This window comes from Enterobacter sp. TMH.L2 (genome assembly GCF_050847315.1).
Lineage (GTDB): Bacteria > Pseudomonadota > Gammaproteobacteria > Enterobacterales > Enterobacteriaceae > Cedecea.
The window spans coordinates 2006248-2021972 of record NZ_CP193791.1 but is presented as its reverse complement, the minus strand read 5'-3'; the positions used below and the strand labels follow the sequence as shown (position 1 = coordinate 2021972).

The window sequence follows — 15725 nt, the reverse complement described above, 5'->3', positions numbered from 1 at the left end:
CCTTACTTGCTCAGACCATGTTTAACCAGCCACTGATGCGCCACGTCATCAATGCTGGCAAATTCCGCAAGCTGCCCGTTCATGGCGATCAGATCCGCGGTGGTTAACTGAGCCGAGACTTTATTCAGCGTGCCCTCAATCGTCGGATTCAGCGTAGTAGTGGCCACAATCGGGACGATATTTTGCGCCGCAAACAGGTTTTTCGGATCGGCCAGCGCCACCAGATGGTCTTTCTGAATTTCAGGCGTGGTGGAGGTTAAATCCGCCGCCTGAATTTGGTTGTTCTTCAGCGCGGTCAGCGTCAGCGGGCCAGCCACGTCCAGCACTTTGAAGCTCTTGAAGTTCAGGCCATACACTTCTTTCAGCCCCGGCACGCCTTCGTGACGCGTTTTCCATTCGGCCGGGCCGCCCAGAATCAGCTCCGCCGCATGAGGCTTCAGGTCTTCAATGGTTTTGAGGTTGTATTTATCCGCCGTTTTTTTGGTGACGGCGATAACGTCGCTGTTTTGCGCCACGGAGGTATTCAGCATTTTCACTTTGGCCGGCAGCTTCGCCGCCAGCGCGGTCGCCACTTCGTCAGAACTGTGCGCCGTGTTCTTGGCATCCAGGTAGCTCAGCAGTGCGCCACTGTACTCCGGGATAACATTAATGGAGCCGTCCAGCAGGGCCGGAATGTAAACTTCGCGGCTGCCGATGTTGAGCTTCTTCTCCACCGGGATGTTCTGTGCTTCCAGCGCCCCGGCGTAAATCGTCGCCAGCAGCTGGTTTTCCGGGAAGTCAGCCGAGCCAATAATTACCTTCTGCCCCGCATCTGCCGCCCACGCGGAGGAAACAACGGACAGCATCGCGGCACTCAACAGCGTCAAACAACGTTTCTTCATATTCATCGCTTTCACCTTGTGTAATTAACGGGCTCAACATCACTGGGTTTTGATACGTCGGGAAATGCCGTGGGACACCACGTACTTCACCGAAAGGGAAAAGAACACATCTACGAGCAGCGCCAGAATGGCAACGAGCACCGCGCCAGCGGTCATCTGGGCAAAATCGTTCGCCGCACGGCCATCGATAATCAACCGCCCCAGGCCGCCAAGGGAGACGTAGGCCGCGATGGTAGCAGTAGAGATAATCTGCAGCGTGGCGCTGCGAATGCCGGACAGAATCAACGGCGTGGCGCAGGGTAACTCCACCTGAGTCAGCACCTGGAACGGCGTCAGGCCGATGCCTTTGGCGGCGTCGTGCACGCTGGGGTCAACGGAGCGAATCCCCGCATGCACGCCCAGCGCTATCGGCGGCAGGGCTAATACCACCAGCACGATGATGCACGGCAGAATAAAGGCCATGTCGGACTCGAAGTAGCCCGCCATCAGAATAACCAGCAGGATAATCAGGCCAAACGACGGCAGGGAGCGCAGCGCGTTGGTGGTGCCAATCAGCAGCGCCTCCCCTTTGCCGGTATGGCCGGTGTAACAGCCCACCGGAAACGCAATGGCTATCGCTATCGCCAGTGCCACCGCGCTGTAGCCGATATGCTGCGCCAGCAGTGGAATAATACCGTCATCGCCATACCAGTGGCTGAGCGTAAAGAACCAGTCAGACATACTTTATCCCCTTGTTGGCTGCCAGCGGCTTAATGAGCGGGTGACGGCCACAACCACGCAGTCGAGCACGAAAGCCAGCACGATACACAGCACTATGCCGGCAATAATCGGTGTCAGAAACTGCAGCTGAAACCCCTGGGTAAACAGCGACCCAAGCTGCGGGGCACCGATCAGCGCGGCGACGGAAACGATGCTGACGTTAGACACCACGGCAACCCGCATCCCGGAGCCAATCACCGGCACCGCCAGCGGCAAATCAACCTGGAAAAACTGGTGCACCGGTTTGTAGCCGAGGGCAAAGGCGGACTGCCGGGTGTCGGTGGGTACTGAATCCAGCCCGTCGCACACGGTTCTGACCAGCAGCGCAAAGCTATAAATTGTCAGCGCCACCACCACGTTGATCGGGTCGAGGATCTGCGTGCCGAGCAGCGGCGGCAGCAGCACAAACAGCGCCAGAGACGGGATGGTGTACAGCAGCCCGAACAGGTTAAGAATGACGCCCTTCACGCGCGGCATACTGCTCACCAGCCAGCCAGCCGGAATGGCCAGCAGCAGGCCAATCAGGATCGGCGTCACCGAAAGGTAGAGATGCCACAGCAGCAGATGGAAAATTTTGTCGCTCTGCGCCCACAGCCAGTCAAATCTCATACCGCCTCCCGCGCCATCGACTTGCAGGCATCCAGGACGTGATCCAGCCCCAGCGTCCCCAGCACTTCTGCCCGCTCGCCAATCACCACCGCCCGGTGGCACGGCGAGCTGAGCGCAGAGTCAAGCATCTGGCGCAGCGTGCCGGTTTGTGGGAAGAAGGTGGCGCCCAGATTAATATGCTCCGGCACCACGGCCTCAACCTGCTGATGCGTATCAAACCAGCCGCAGGCTTTGCCTTCGCGGGTGACCAGCAGCCAGCGCTGCACCGCAATGTTGCGAGCCATATCAATAGGCGTACCCACTTCGGCGGTCGGCTCCGTTTGCATTGAGGCCAGCGGCCCGGAATTGTAGAAACTCAGCTTGCGATAGCCGCGGTCGCGGCCAATAAAGTCGGCGACAAAATCACTCTGCGGGGCGTTAAGCAGTTCACCCGGGGATGCCATCTGCCCCAGCTTGCCGCCGGGCTTCAGGACCGCGACCAGATCGCCCAGCTTCATCGCCTCGTCAATATCGTGAGTCACCATAATGATGGTTTTACTCACTTCCTTTTGAATGCGGAGAAACTCCTCCTGCAACTGGTCACGCACCACCGGGTCCACGGCGCTAAAGGGTTCATCCATCAGCATGAACTCCGGGTCAGCGGCCAACGCTCGGGCAACCCCGACACGCTGCTGCTGGCCGCCGGAAAGCTGCCACGGATAGCGTTTGGCCAGCTGCGGGGCAAGGCCGACGACTTCCAGCAGTTCCCCCGCTCGAGCACGGGCTTTAGCCTTAGGCATGCCGTTGAGGATCGCGGTGGTAGCAATGTTGTCGATGATGTTTCGATGCGGGAACAGGCCCGCATTCTGGATAACGTAGCCAATACGGCGACGCAGCTGCACCACGTCCATGGCGGAGGTGGATTCGCCGTTAAGCAGAATGTCGCCGGAAGACGGCTCGATCAGCCGATTGATCATGCGCAGTGACGTTGTTTTCCCACAACCGGAAGGGCCTACCAGCACGGTGATCTTGCCGCCGGGTGCGGTGAGATTCAGTCCATCCACCACGACCGTGCCGTCGTCATAAAACTTGGTCACATTGTTGAAAGTAATCATCGCTACGCCTCATGGTCATCTGGCTGCCGAAGAAATGAACGGCTGCGTAAAAAAGCTATGTATAGCATTGTATGTACAATGTGCAAAGCCTGTGCCATAACAAATACGCAACATTAAAAACAATCAAATTTATTATTTAAAAACAAACAAATAATGAATTTATTAAATTTTAAGTGTGATCAATCCGTGATTTTTATCAGGATTAAACGGTGCCTTCCGGGGGATTTGCCAGCTATCTGAACTGCTATTTTTGCCCCAAAAAGGATCAATCTCTTTGTAAAGAGCGCCAAAATGGTGCGGAAGAGGTCGAAAAAGAAACGATATATGATGTAACTACTTATCATTTATTATTTAATATGTTGATTTAAAAGAACAATAAAATGTTTTTCGTGCCTGGCATCAAATGTGCTAATCATGTATATACAAGCAAACGAAAAGATGACATGGTATTTTTCGTGAGCACTTTCCCCGTTATCTCAAAACAAGGTGAACCCCATGAAGAGTGAGTTTTCTCGTTATCGTGATGTTGAAATCAGGGCGCCACGCGGCACGAAGCTGAATGCCAAAAGCTGGCTGACGGAAGCTCCGCTGCGCATGCTGATGAATAACCTCGATCCGGATGTGGCTGAAAACCCGAAAGAACTGGTGGTTTACGGCGGCATTGGCCGGGCGGCGAGAAACTGGGAGTGCTACGACAAAATGGTCGAAGCGCTCAAAGCCCTGAATGATGATGAAACCCTGCTGGTGCAGTCCGGCAAGCCGGTTGGCGTCTTTAAAACCCACGCCAACGCCCCTCGCGTGCTGATTGCCAACTCTAACCTGGTGCCGCACTGGGCTAACTGGGAACACTTCAATGAGCTGGACGCCAAAGGTCTGGCGATGTACGGCCAGATGACCGCCGGGTCGTGGATCTACATCGGCAGCCAGGGCATTGTGCAGGGCACCTATGAAACTTTCGTGGAAGCTGGCCGCCAGCACTACAACGGCTCGCTAACCGGGCGCTGGGTGCTCACCGCGGGTCTCGGCGGCATGGGCGGCGCGCAGCCGCTGGCCGCTACCCTTGCCGGTGCCTGTTCACTGAACATTGAATGCCAGCAGTCGCGCATCGACTTCCGCCTGCGCACCGGGTATGTCGACGAGCAGGCTAAAGATCTGGACGACGCCCTCGCCCGCCTCAAACGCTACACCGGCGAAGGGAAAGCTGTTTCTATTGCCCTGCAAGGTAATGCGGCAGAAATTCTGCCTGAACTGGTGAAGCGCGGCGTGCGCCCGGACATGGTTACCGATCAGACCAGCGCCCACGACCCGCTCAACGGCTACCTGCCCGTTGGCTGGAGCTGGGAAGAGTATCGCGAGCGCGCAGCCGTTGAGCCTGCGGTGGTCACTCAGGCAGCGAAAGCGTCCATGGCGGAGCACGTGAAAGCGATGCTCGCCTTCCAGCAGCAGGGCATCCCTACCTTTGATTACGGCAACAACATCCGCCAGATGGCCAAAGAGATGGGCGTCAGCAACGCCTTTGATTTCCCGGGCTTTGTGCCGGCCTATATTCGCCCGCTGTTCTGCCGTGGGATCGGGCCTTTCCGCTGGGCCGCACTCTCCGGCAACCCGGAAGATATTTACCGCACCGATGCCAAAGTCAAAGAGCTGATCCCGGACGACAAGCACCTGCACCGCTGGCTGGACATGGCCAAAGAGCGCATTAGCTTCCAGGGCCTGCCGGCGCGTATCTGCTGGGTCGGCCTCGGCCAGCGCGCAAAACTGGGCCTGGCGTTTAACGAAATGGTCAGAAGCGGCGAGCTGTCCGCCCCTATCGTCATTGGCCGCGATCACCTTGATTCCGGCTCGGTGGCAAGCCCCAACCGCGAAACCGAATCGATGCAGGATGGCTCCGATGCCGTGTCCGACTGGCCACTGCTGAACGCCCTGCTGAACACGGCCAGCGGCGCGACCTGGGTTTCCCTGCACCACGGCGGCGGCGTCGGCATGGGCTTCTCACAGCACTCCGGCATGGTTATCGTCTGCGACGGTACCGACGAAGCGGCGGAGCGTATTGCTCGCGTGTTGAACAACGACCCGGCCACCGGCGTGATGCGCCACGCGGATGCGGGCTATGATATTGCTATTGAGTGCGCCAGAGAACACGGCCTGAACCTGCCAATGCTGGCGAAGTAGTTCCCCTGGGGCGCGGCTTTCGTCGTGCCCCGTCCTGATGAGAGAGATCTTATGCGGATTTTATGGCGTAACTGCCGCATCACCACCATGGTCAGCGGCAAGTACAATATTATCGAAGACGCGGCGCTGCTGACCGAAGGTGAGAAAATTGCCTGGGTTGGCCCCGAAAGCCAGCGTCCCAACCAGCCCCACGACGAAGAACGCGACCTTCAGGGTAAATTCGTCACCCCCGGCCTTATCGACTGCCACACCCACAGCGTGTTCGGCGGCAACCGCAGCCAGGAATTTGAGATGCGCCTGAACGGTGCCACCTACGCGGATATTGCCGCAGCCGGCGGCGGGATAGCCAGCACGGTGAAGGCCACGCGTCAGGCCAGCGAAGCCGAGCTGCTGGCAAGCGCCAGTCGCCGTATCAATGCGCTGCGTAAAGACGGCGTGACGACTCTGGAAGTGAAATCGGGCTACGGCCTCAGCTTTGACGACGAGCGCAAAATGCTGCGCGTTGTCCGCCAGCTGGCACAAAGTCTGCCGCTGACGATTTACAGTACCTGCCTGGCTGCACACGCCCTGCCCCCGGAATACAAAGACCGCAGCGACGATTTTATCACTGACGTTTGCGAACGTTGGTTACCGGAATTGCATCGCGAAGGGCTGGTTGACGCCGTCGATGCCTTCTGTGAACACCTGGCCTTTTCCGTGCCGCAGGTTGAGCGCGTCTTTGTGAAAGCCCATGAGCTGGGCCTGCCGGTTAAGCTTCATGCCGAACAGCTTTCGCTGCTGCATGGCGCGGGGCTCGCCGCCCGCCACAATGCGCTTTCCGCCGACCATCTGGAATATCTCTGCGAGGACGATATTGCGCTGATGGCAAAACACGGTACGACCGCCGTGCTGCTGCCCGGCGCATTTTACTTCCTGCGCGAAACGCAGAAGCCGCCGGTGGCGCTGCTGCGTAAACATCATGTGCCAATAGCCATTTCCAGCGATCTGAACCCGGGCACCTCCCCGGTGCAATCCCTGCGTCTGATGATGAATATGGCCTGCACGCTGTTTGGCCTGACGCCGGAAGAAGCGCTTGCTGGCGTGACGCTGAATGCGGCGCGCGCACTCGGGATCGGTGAGAAAACGGGCACTCTTGAAGCCGGGAAAGAAGCCAGCTTTGTTGCCTGGGAAATAGATCATCCCGCCGAGCTGAGCTACTGGTTGGGCGGCACGCTCTCCAAACAGGTTATCTATCAAGGTAAAGAGGTGTGGAATGATTAAGGGCTTTGAGCTTCATCAGGGCAAGCTGCCGCTGCTGATCAGCATGCCGCATCCCGGTACACAGTTAACGCCGGAAGTGGCAAACGGGCTGACGGCGCGGGCCAAAAAACTGGAAGATACCGACTGGCATATTCCCAAACTTTATCAGCCTATACGCGAGATGGGTGCCAGCATACTCAGCGCCAACTACTCCCGCTACGTGGTGGATTTGAACCGCCCGTCGGACGATAAGCCGCTGTACACCACCGCCACTACCGGGCTTTACCCGGACATTTTTTTCGACGGTGAACCGCTGTTCGAGGCGGGAAAATGCCCCGATGTGCAGGCCAGAGCAGATATCCTGACCAACATCTGGCAGCCCTATCATCAGGCGCTGGTCCAGGAACTGGCAAGGCTGAAAGAAACCTTTGGCTATGCGCTGCTGTGGGATGCGCATTCCATCAAATCCGTGGTACCTCGCCTGTTCGAAGGCCGCCTGCCGGATCTTAACTTCGGCACCGCAGACGGCACCAGCTGCGATCCGGTACTCAGCGCTGAACTGTTAAAAACCAGCGAGCACTTCAACGGCTACAGCAAAGTGCTGAACGGGCGCTTCAAGGGCGGGTACATCACGCGCCATTACGGTGCGCCACAGCAAAATATCCATGCGGTACAGCTGGAAGTGGCGCAGTGTTGCTACATGGATGAAGAGAGTTTTGCCTGGTCTGACGAGAAAGGAACCCAATTCCAGCAGGTGCTAGCCCGACTGATTGAAACCGCCCTGGCCTGGGGACAGCGGCATTACGGCTAGCCCACTTGACTTAATTTGTTAAAAGCGTACTTTTCAGGACATGAAAACGATCCTGATAATTGTTCCTGACGGCGGCATGCTGTTCGAAGCCGCCGGTATCGCCGATATTCTGATGCAGGCTAACCGCCTGCATGCGGACGCCTTGACCGAGCCTCGCTACCGCATCAGTATCGCCACCACTCAACCTCATCACGTCGTACACGGCATGTCCGGCCTGAACCTGCTGGCTGACCACAGGCTGGCCGACCTCGACCCCAATGAGCCCCGCGACACCATCATGATCACCGGCAAAGGCCAGAGCGAACCTGAAGGCAGTGCGGTGGTCGACTGGTTATGCCGCGCCGCGCCAAATACTCAGCGCATTGCCTCCGTGTGCGGCGGTGCGATGCTGCTGGCCCGCGCCGGGCTGCTGGATGGCCGCCGGGCAACCACCCACTGGCGAATGCTGGAAGAGATGCAGGCCAGGTGGCCGCAAATCAAAGTGGAAGGCGGCCCTCTGTATATTCAGGACGGTCCGGTGTGGACCTCCGGCGGCGTGAGTTCCGGCTTTGACCTTACGCTCGCGTTAGTTGAGGCGGATTACGGCTTTACCCTCGCGCGGGATGTGGCCCAGGATCTGGTGATGTACCTCCATCGCCCCGGCGGTCAGCTACAGTTTAGCCGCTATCATCTGCGCCAGGCGGCCAATACCGGGCCGATAAGTCAGCTCCAGGACTGGCTGCTGGATAACCTGGCGGAGGATTTATCGGTGGAAAAACTGGCGGAACGGGTCGCCATGAGTCCGCGTAATTTTACCCGCGTCTTTACCCGTGAAACCGGCGTCACGCCCGCCCGCTATGTGGAAGAAGCCCGGCTGGCCGCCGCCCGCCATCATCTTGAGCAGTCGAACGACACCCTGGAGCGGGTCGCCTGCGCCTCGGGCTTTGGCACCGCCATTAACCTGCGCCGCGTCTTTGAGCGCCAGCTTCACCTCACTCCGGGGGAATACCGCGAGCGCTTCCACTGCCGGAAGTTGGCATGAATTGATCCTTTTTTGTCATTTACGCCATTTCACTCTGCGCCTACTCTGACCTCAGACATTCAAGAGAAGGAGTGAATCATGGTTAAGGTCGGGATTAATGGTTTTGGCCGAATCGGACGTAACGTGCTGCGCGCTGCCCTGGGTAACCCCAATATTGAGATCGTGGCCATCAACGATCTGACGGACAGCAAAACCCTTGCGCACCTGTTAAAACACGACTCGCTGATGGGTAAACTGCCTGCGCCAGTGGAAGCCTCCGAAGGGCTGCTCCACGTTGATGGCAAGCCGGTTCGCGTTTTTAGCGAAAGAGATCCGGCGCAGATCCCATGGCGTGAGGTCGGCGTAGATGTCGTTATCGAGGCCACCGGCTTCTTCACCAGCCGCGAAAAAGCAGAAGTTCACATCACCCACGGCGGCGCAAAACGCGTGATCATTTCTGCCCCTGGTAAAGACGACGATCTGACTATCGTGCTGGGCGTGAACCACGAAAGTTACGATCCGCAGAAACACTTTGTGGTCAGCAACGGCAGCTGTACAACCAACGGCCTGGCCCCGGCCGCGCAGGTACTGCATCAGGCATTCGGCATTGAACACGGCCTGATGAACACTACTCACGCCTACACCAACAGTCAGGCGCTGCACGACCAGCCGGAAAAAGACCTGCGCGGTGCACGTGCGGCAGCGCTATCGATTGTGCCATATTCCAGCGGCGCGGCTAAAGCCCTCGGCAAGGTTATCCCCGAGCTTGACGGTCGCCTGACAGGCTACTCTTTGCGCGTGCCTGTACCAGTGGTGTCTATCGTTGATTTAACCGTGACGCTCAAACGCGATGTCACGGCGGAAGAAGTGAATGCCGCGTTCCGCAAAGCCGCTGAAGCTGGCCCGCTGAAAGACATTCTGGGCTACAGCGATGAGCCGCTGGTTTCCAGCGACTATCAGGGCGACCCGCGATCTTCGATTATTGACGGGCTTTCGACCCTGGTGATTGGCGGTAACCTGGTGAAAATCCTGGCTTGGTACGACAACGAATGGGGCTTCTCTAACCGCCTGGTTGACCTTGCCCTGCTGATGGATAAACGCGGGCTGTAACGGCACCTGAAAGAGAAAAGCCAGCCTTGCGGCTGGCTTTTTTATCATTGCCTCTGTCGTAACAGCGGCTGGCTGAGGCGTTAACTTACAGCGCCATGTCGTGCTGGGTAGCCGCGTCCGCTTTCGCTTCGGCTGGTTTTGCTACCGGGGTTGCGCTCTGGTCGTTCATTTGAATGACCGGCGGTTTGGTCAGCTGCAGCGTGGCCGCGGTGTCATCCCACACTTTCTGCGTCAGCGCCGCGTTGCCGTTCATCTCCTGGCCGTAGCTTGGCACAACAGCGCGGATCTTACTCTGCCACTCAGGCGAGTTGAACTGCTGCGGGAACATCTGCTTCAGCACGTTCAGCGTGATAGGTGCCGCGGTAGACGCGCCTGGGGATGCGCCCAGCAGAGCAGAAATGGTTTTCTGCTGGTCAACAACCACTTCGGTACCGAGCTTCAGGACGCCGCCTTTGTTTTCATCTTTTTTGATGATCTGCACGCGTTGGCCAGCCTGAATCAGTTTCCAGTCTTCTTTACGCGCCTGCGGGTAGTACTCTTTCAGCGCTTCAAAGCGATCTTCATCACTCAGCATCACCTGACCAATCAGGTATTTCACCAGGTCAAAGTTATCCAGACCTACGTCGGTCATCGGCATAAAGTTGCTGGTGGTGGTGGTGCTCAGCAGATCAAAGAAAGAGCCGTTTTTCAGGAATTTGGTAGAGAAGGTCGCGAACGGCCCGAACAGCACCACGCGCTTGCCGTCGATAAAGCGGGCATCAATGTGCGGCACGGACATCGGCGGTGCACCCACGGAGGCCTGACCATACACTTTTTCAAGATGCTGGCTGGTTACCGCCGGGTTTTCGGTCATCAGGAAGGAGCCACCCACCGGGAAACCGGCGTAGTTTTTCGATTCCGGAATACCGGTTTCCTGCAGCAGTTTCAGTGCACCGCCGCCAGCCCCGATAAAGACATATTTCGCGTCGATGGCGTGCTCTTTGCCGCTGGTGACGTCTTTGATAGTGACGTGCCAGGAATTATCGCCGTTGCGTTTGAAGTCGGTGACTTCAGAAGAGGTCTGCAGGGAGAAATTCGGGCTTTTTTTCAGGCTGCCGATCAGCTGGCGGGTAATTTCACCGTAGTTAACGTCGGTCCCTACTGGCGTCCAGGTCGCCGCCACTTTTTGATTTGGGTCGCGCCCTTCCATCACCAGCGGAGCCCACTGTTTAATTTGGTCGTGGTTGGTGGAGAATTTCATCCCCTGGAACAGCGTGGTTTTCTGCAACGCGGCATAGCGCTTGGTCAGATACTCAACGTTTTTATCGCCCCAGACAAAACTCATGTGCGGTGTGGAATTAATAAACGAATGCGGGTCGTTCAAAATACCGCGCTGAATTTGTGCGGACCAGAACTGGCGGGAAATCATAAACTGTTCGTTAATTTCCAGCGCTTTGCTGACATCAATAGAACCGTCCGGGCGCTCCGGCGTATAGTTCAGTTCCATATTTGCCGAGTGCCCGGTACCGGCATTATTCCAGCCGTTCGAGGACTCAAGCGCCACGCCGTCAAGCTTCTCAACCATGACCTGTTTCCAGTCCGGCTGCAGCTCCTGGAGCCACGTCCCGAGAGAGGCGCTCATAATACCGCCGCCAATCAGCAGGAAGTCGGTTTTTTGCGTGGAATCCGCGTTAGCGTAGCTAGCAGAGCTGACGAATAACGCCAGTGTTGTCAGAGAAATAATTGTCTTTTTCATTGCAGGCATAATAATTCTATTGCATCGCAGGTGAATGAAGTAAATCTATGTTAACCCACTTTCACGATATTTTAAAATCTCATTCACATCCTGATTAAACCATACAATTAATGCCAATGATTTTTTTAATTAAAAAAACCAAATAAAATCAAATATTATAAAAATAACACCGCCGAATAATACATCCTGTATTCCGGGTATTATTAGCGGTAATTCGCTTAGTTATCGGGATGTTATTGGCAAAAAAAATCCACACACATGTATGGATTTTATCATTATTTTGTTGCCATATAAGGCGATAAATCCGTCGTTAACGGTTTGTGCTATTCTGCTCTACCGCCTTAATAAAGACGGCAAGCTGGGTACGAATAGACGCCGCCGTGGCGGAATCAATTAAACGCCCGTTCTCTAATTTCTGATTCGCGAAGCTGACCGCCAGCTCCGGCAGCGGCACCATATTGCACAGCATTGAGGCCAGCGTTTCCCGCAGCTGGTATTGCGCCCTGACGCCGCCAAGCGCGCCGGTCGACTGCGAAACGAAAAAGACATATTTTCCCAGCATACAGCTGGCTCTGACCGGCCGAGACAGCCAGTCGAGCGCATTCTTGAGTACGCCGGGCATGCCATGATTGTATTCCGGTACCGTAATGATCACCGCATCGGCCTCAGCCACTAACCGGCGGGCGCTTACCACCGGCTCCGGTAATTCCCCCTTTTCCAGATCCTGGCAGTAATGTTCCATGGCGCCAATATCAAGCACGCTAAAATGACTCTGCTCAGGCAACATTTCACCAATGCTGTTGAGCAATGCACGGGAAGCGGAATCTACCCGCAAACTACCGGCGATACCTACGAAGCGTAATGTTTTCATCTTTTTCTCCTCTAATTTTCTCGATGCAGGCATTATCAGAAAAAGAATGAGATAATTCTTTCGCTAATCCGCCAAAACACTTCGCAGGAGTGCCAACATGCCAGATGCCCTATCCGTGGCTATCGCTGCTTCCGACATGGCCCATCACCGGGGTGACGATGTGACGTTTCACCGCCATATACACGGCCAGTTAAGCGTGACGCTGGAAGGCACTCTTCGTCTGCAAAACGAAACAGGTTGGTGGCTGGCTACGCCTGGTAACGGTATTTGGGTGCCGCCGGGCCTGCTACACCGGGCGCTTTACACCGAGCGTACGCGGCTGATCAATTTGCGTTTCAGGCAAGGATTTGAGCTGCAATTGCCGGAAAATAGCTCGCTTATCGTCGCCTCTAACCTGCTGACGGAACTGGCCAAAGAAGCCTTAGCGATTCAACACCACCTCGATTCTGGCGCGCAACTTGAGCTCATTGCACAACTGCTGCACTTCCAGTTGCGCAAGCAAGTTTTGAAAACCGATCTGTTTGTGCCTGAGGGTAAAGATAAGCGGCTGAGGCTAATCACCAGCCTGCTGCGGGAAGATCCGGCCTGCAATAAAACGCTGGTGCAGCTGGCCGCCGTTGCCTTCATCAGCCCCAGAACATTAGGCCGCCTCTTCGAAAGCGAAGTCGGGATGAGTTTTACCCGCTGGCGGGAAAGAATGCGGATTATCAGTTCGGTGGAGAAATTGGTTAACGGCGAGCCGATAACTCAGGTGGCCTATGATATGGGCTATCAAAGCGCCAGCAGCTTTACCACTGCCTTTACCCGAATTATCGGCCAGCCGCCGGGGCGTTATCTTAAAGAGACTTTCACCCCAGATAAAAGCTGACGGCGGGTGACGGCGGCAACCGCCAGCGCCAGCATCATCACGATTTCAGCCGCCAGGAAACCGATCATCGCCACGGAGTAATCCCCGCTTTGGTGCTGCAGATGCAGGAACAATGCTCCGAGGACCGCCGGGCCAAGCCCCAGCGCCGACTGCTGCAGGGTGCTTAATATGGCGCTTGCCGCCCCGGCATCGTTCAGGTCGATATCGCGCATCCCGATGCGGTAGAAACTGTTCACAATCAGCGCCTGGCCGTAGCCCACCACCAGCGTCGCCGGGGCAATAGCCAGCGGGCCTGCGTGGGTGCCAAAGTGCCAGAGCGTAAATATCAGCCCCAACAGGCCAACCACCTGGATAGCAATCCCACTCAGCAGAATCGTGCTTAGCGAGTGGCGCACGATAAGCCTCGGCGCAAACCACGCTGAGACAAAATACGAAATGCCCATGGCAATAAAGCTGTTCCCGGACTGCCACGGCGCCATTCCCATGCCCGACTGGAGCGTCAGCGCCATGCAGAACATGAAACCCGACCAACAGGTAAAGAACAACAGCGCGATCAGCAGGCCAAACCTTATGCTGCCCAGCTTAAGCAGTCTTGGTGGCAACAGCGGCTGTAGCCCCCGCTGCTGTTGGTTAAGCGCGCCAACGCGCATCAGATAACCGAGCGGCAATGTCGCCACCAGCATCAGCTGCATCGGCCATGGCCAGTGCAGCTCGGGGCCAAGCGCCATCGGGAACAGCAGGCAACACAGCACCAGCGCGAGCGTGACGGTGCCCTGCCAGTCAATACGCGAGTGGCTTTCGCTGCGCGTTTCAGGAATATAAAACCGGCTCAGCACCAGCACCAACAGGCAGATGGGTACGTTAATAAAGAATGCGTTTCGCCAGCCCAGCCCGGCAATATCCGCCGACACCAGCCAGCCGCCGCCCATCTGGCCGATAATAAAAGCGATCCCACCAATACCGCCGTACAGACTGATGGCGCGGGCGTGAGCGGTACCCTTGAGCGTCACGTGCAGCGTGGCAAGGATCTGCGGCACGATCAGCGCCGCCCCGACGCCTTGCAGGGTCCGGGCCGCCAGCAGCTCAGTGACCGAGCCGGAGATCCCGCACAGGAAAGAAGCAATACCGAACAGGGCCACGCCCCAGAGCAACGTTCTGCGTCGGCCGTGGTTATCCCCCAGCTTGCTGCCCACCGCCAGGCTGACGGCAAAGGCAACGCCGTAAAGTGCCACAATAAGTTCAAGCTGGGTTGGCGTGGTGCCGAGGGACTGGGTGATCGAGTCCAGCGCCACGTTGGTGATAGAGGTGTCGATTAACGGCAACATCTGGCCCGTCAACAGCAGCACCAGGCCTGCACGACCAGGTGAAACAGGCGAATTATTCATCAGGGACTCCATTGCATAGTTCAGGATACCGACGTAGGATCCCTGAACATTTAACCGGGTACCAGTTCTTACTTATACTGGTACTGGCACTACTATTCTGGAGTATTTGTGATGCTCGTCACTCAGCCTGAGCTGCGGCATGGCCCGCTGGACGACAGTCGTAAAATGCTGGCGCTGTTTTTGCGCACCCGGCGTGAAAGTCTGGACCCACAGCGGCTGGGTCTACCGCGCAGCGGGCGTCGGCGCACGCCCGGCCTTCGCCGTGAAGAAGTGGCGCTGCTGGCTGACATCGGCGTAACCTGGTATACCTGGCTGGAACAGGGCCGAGAAGTGAATCCATCCTCAAGCGCCATGGCGGCGATCGCCAGCGCGCTACAGTGCTCCCCGGCGGAAACCCGTCATTTGTTTATTCTGGCCGGACTGCCTCCGTCCGAAGCGCCCGCCGCCGCGCAGTGCGAGGGGCTCAGCCCCGCCGCCCGCCGGATGCTGGACGCCCTGATGCCCAACCCCGCCAGTATCCAGAAGCCGAACTTCGACATCCTCGGCTACAATTCACATTTTTGCCAGCTAATGGGGGTCGATCTCGACAATGAACCGCCGGAGCATCGCAACTGCATTTATCAATATCTGACCAATGAGACCTGGCGCAGCCGGGTGGACTGTAACGAAGATGTGCTGCCCAAGTTTGTCGGCTGGTTCCGCGCCGGGATCACCGAGCACCGCGGCGACCCGCGCTGGGAAGCGCTGCTGGAGTCGTTTTTCACCGCCTCTCCCGCGTTTAAAACGCTCTGGGAGCAGCGCTATGAAATCCGCAATATCGAAAACCATATCAAACAGTATACGCATCCGCAGATCGGCACCTTCGGTATGCAACAGGTCAACTGGTACTCTGCCCCGCGAGACGGTTCAAGGCTGCTGGTTTACCTGCCGATCGATGAAACAGGTGAGCGAGCTTTGCGGTTATTTTCTCAATCGAGCGGAGCCTGAACCTCTGCCTTCTCATCGGGCATCCTGAAGACGGCCCGATGTTTTTTTTATTGTTTTAAGAATAACCTCAGGGAAACCCCAAAAGACGATTTGCATTGACCACAGAATAAAAATAACACCACAACGAAAAGTCTGAATTTATCAAATAAATTCAAAAAATTACCGTCATCTCCCTGCTTTTCATTCCTTTTAAGTGGCGAGCCG

At 56.7% G+C, this 15725-nt stretch carries 14 protein-coding genes; 7 read left to right on the top strand and 7 right to left on the bottom strand.

All coding sequences use genetic code 11. The annotated features are described in order from the left end of the window. Window positions 1–2: 2 nt before the first annotated feature. From ACREYP_RS09815 to ACREYP_RS09800, 4 genes are read right to left on the bottom strand one after another with little or no spacing between them, the layout of a single operon-like run. Window positions 3–887 (bottom strand): ABC transporter substrate-binding protein, encoded by an 885-nt coding sequence (locus ACREYP_RS09815; RefSeq protein WP_008454135.1) that lies wholly within the window; start codon window positions 885–887, stop codon window positions 3–5. 33 nt (window positions 888–920) lie between these two features. Next, entirely contained in the window at window positions 921–1601 is a 681-nt protein-coding gene (locus tag ACREYP_RS09810; protein WP_008454133.1) for an ABC transporter permease, read from the bottom strand. Between the two features lie 3 nt (window positions 1602–1604). Then, entirely contained in the window at window positions 1605–2249 is a 645-nt protein-coding gene (locus ACREYP_RS09805; protein WP_008454132.1) for an ABC transporter permease, read from the bottom strand. After that, window positions 2246–3343, bottom strand: coding sequence for an ABC transporter ATP-binding protein (locus ACREYP_RS09800; protein ID WP_039303885.1), 1098 nt, complete (start codon window positions 3341–3343; stop codon window positions 2246–2248). Before ACREYP_RS09800 ends, ACREYP_RS09805 begins: the two co-directional genes overlap by 4 nt. 495 nt (window positions 3344–3838) lie before the next feature. Between ACREYP_RS09800 and hutU the strand changes: the two genes are divergently transcribed. The 5 genes from hutU to gap all read left to right on the top strand — a co-directional run bounded on the left by hutU (window position 3839) and on the right by gap (window position 9675). Then, a complete protein-coding gene (hutU, locus tag ACREYP_RS09795; protein WP_336818148.1) occupies window positions 3839–5515 on the top strand; it encodes a urocanate hydratase in 1677 nt (558 codons plus the stop codon). Between the two features lie 51 nt (window positions 5516–5566). After that, window positions 5567–6775 (top strand): imidazolonepropionase, encoded by a 1209-nt coding sequence (hutI, locus tag ACREYP_RS09790; RefSeq protein WP_336818147.1) that lies wholly within the window; start codon window positions 5567–5569, stop codon window positions 6773–6775. Further along, on the top strand, window positions 6768–7565 hold the full coding sequence (gene hutG / locus ACREYP_RS09785) for an N-formylglutamate deformylase (protein WP_336818146.1): 798 nt from the start codon (window positions 6768–6770) through the stop codon (window positions 7563–7565). The genes hutI and hutG overlap by 8 nt, the downstream gene beginning before the upstream one ends. A gap of 40 nt (window positions 7566–7605) precedes the next feature. Beyond that, window positions 7606–8586, top strand: a complete 981-nt coding sequence (locus tag ACREYP_RS09780) for a GlxA family transcriptional regulator (protein ID WP_008454121.1) — start codon at window positions 7606–7608, stop codon at window positions 8584–8586. A gap of 78 nt (window positions 8587–8664) precedes the next feature. Beyond that, window positions 8665–9675, top strand: a complete 1011-nt coding sequence (gene gap, locus ACREYP_RS09775) for a type I glyceraldehyde-3-phosphate dehydrogenase (protein ID WP_166873177.1) — start codon at window positions 8665–8667, stop codon at window positions 9673–9675. A gap of 85 nt (window positions 9676–9760) precedes the next feature. Here gap and mqo read toward each other — a convergent pair whose 3' ends face one another. Beyond that, entirely contained in the window at window positions 9761–11419 is a 1659-nt protein-coding gene (gene mqo, locus ACREYP_RS09770) for a malate dehydrogenase (quinone) (RefSeq protein WP_336818145.1), read from the bottom strand. 301 nt (window positions 11420–11720) lie between these two features. Continuing rightward, window positions 11721–12281: an NADPH-dependent FMN reductase gene (locus tag ACREYP_RS09765; RefSeq protein ID WP_166991927.1), complete on the bottom strand. Its 561-nt coding sequence runs from the start codon at window positions 12279–12281 to the stop codon at window positions 11721–11723. Window positions 12282–12378: 97 nt separating this feature from the next. Here ACREYP_RS09765 and ACREYP_RS09760 point away from each other — a divergent pair, with 97 nt between their 5' ends. Further along, window positions 12379–13149: a helix-turn-helix domain-containing protein gene (locus ACREYP_RS09760; RefSeq protein WP_336818144.1), complete on the top strand. Its 771-nt coding sequence runs from the start codon at window positions 12379–12381 to the stop codon at window positions 13147–13149. Here the strand turns inward: ACREYP_RS09760 and ACREYP_RS09755 are convergent. Next, entirely contained in the window at window positions 13113–14534 is a 1422-nt protein-coding gene (locus ACREYP_RS09755) for an MFS transporter (RefSeq protein WP_008454112.1), read from the bottom strand. The genes ACREYP_RS09760 and ACREYP_RS09755 overlap by 37 nt on opposite strands. A gap of 111 nt (window positions 14535–14645) precedes the next feature. On the opposite strand from ACREYP_RS09755, the gene ACREYP_RS09750 reads away from it, so the two are divergent. Continuing rightward, complete coding sequence (locus ACREYP_RS09750; protein ID WP_166992938.1) at window positions 14646–15521, top strand: MmyB family transcriptional regulator; 876 nt, start codon at window positions 14646–14648, stop codon at window positions 15519–15521. Window positions 15522–15725: the final 204 nt, after the last annotated feature.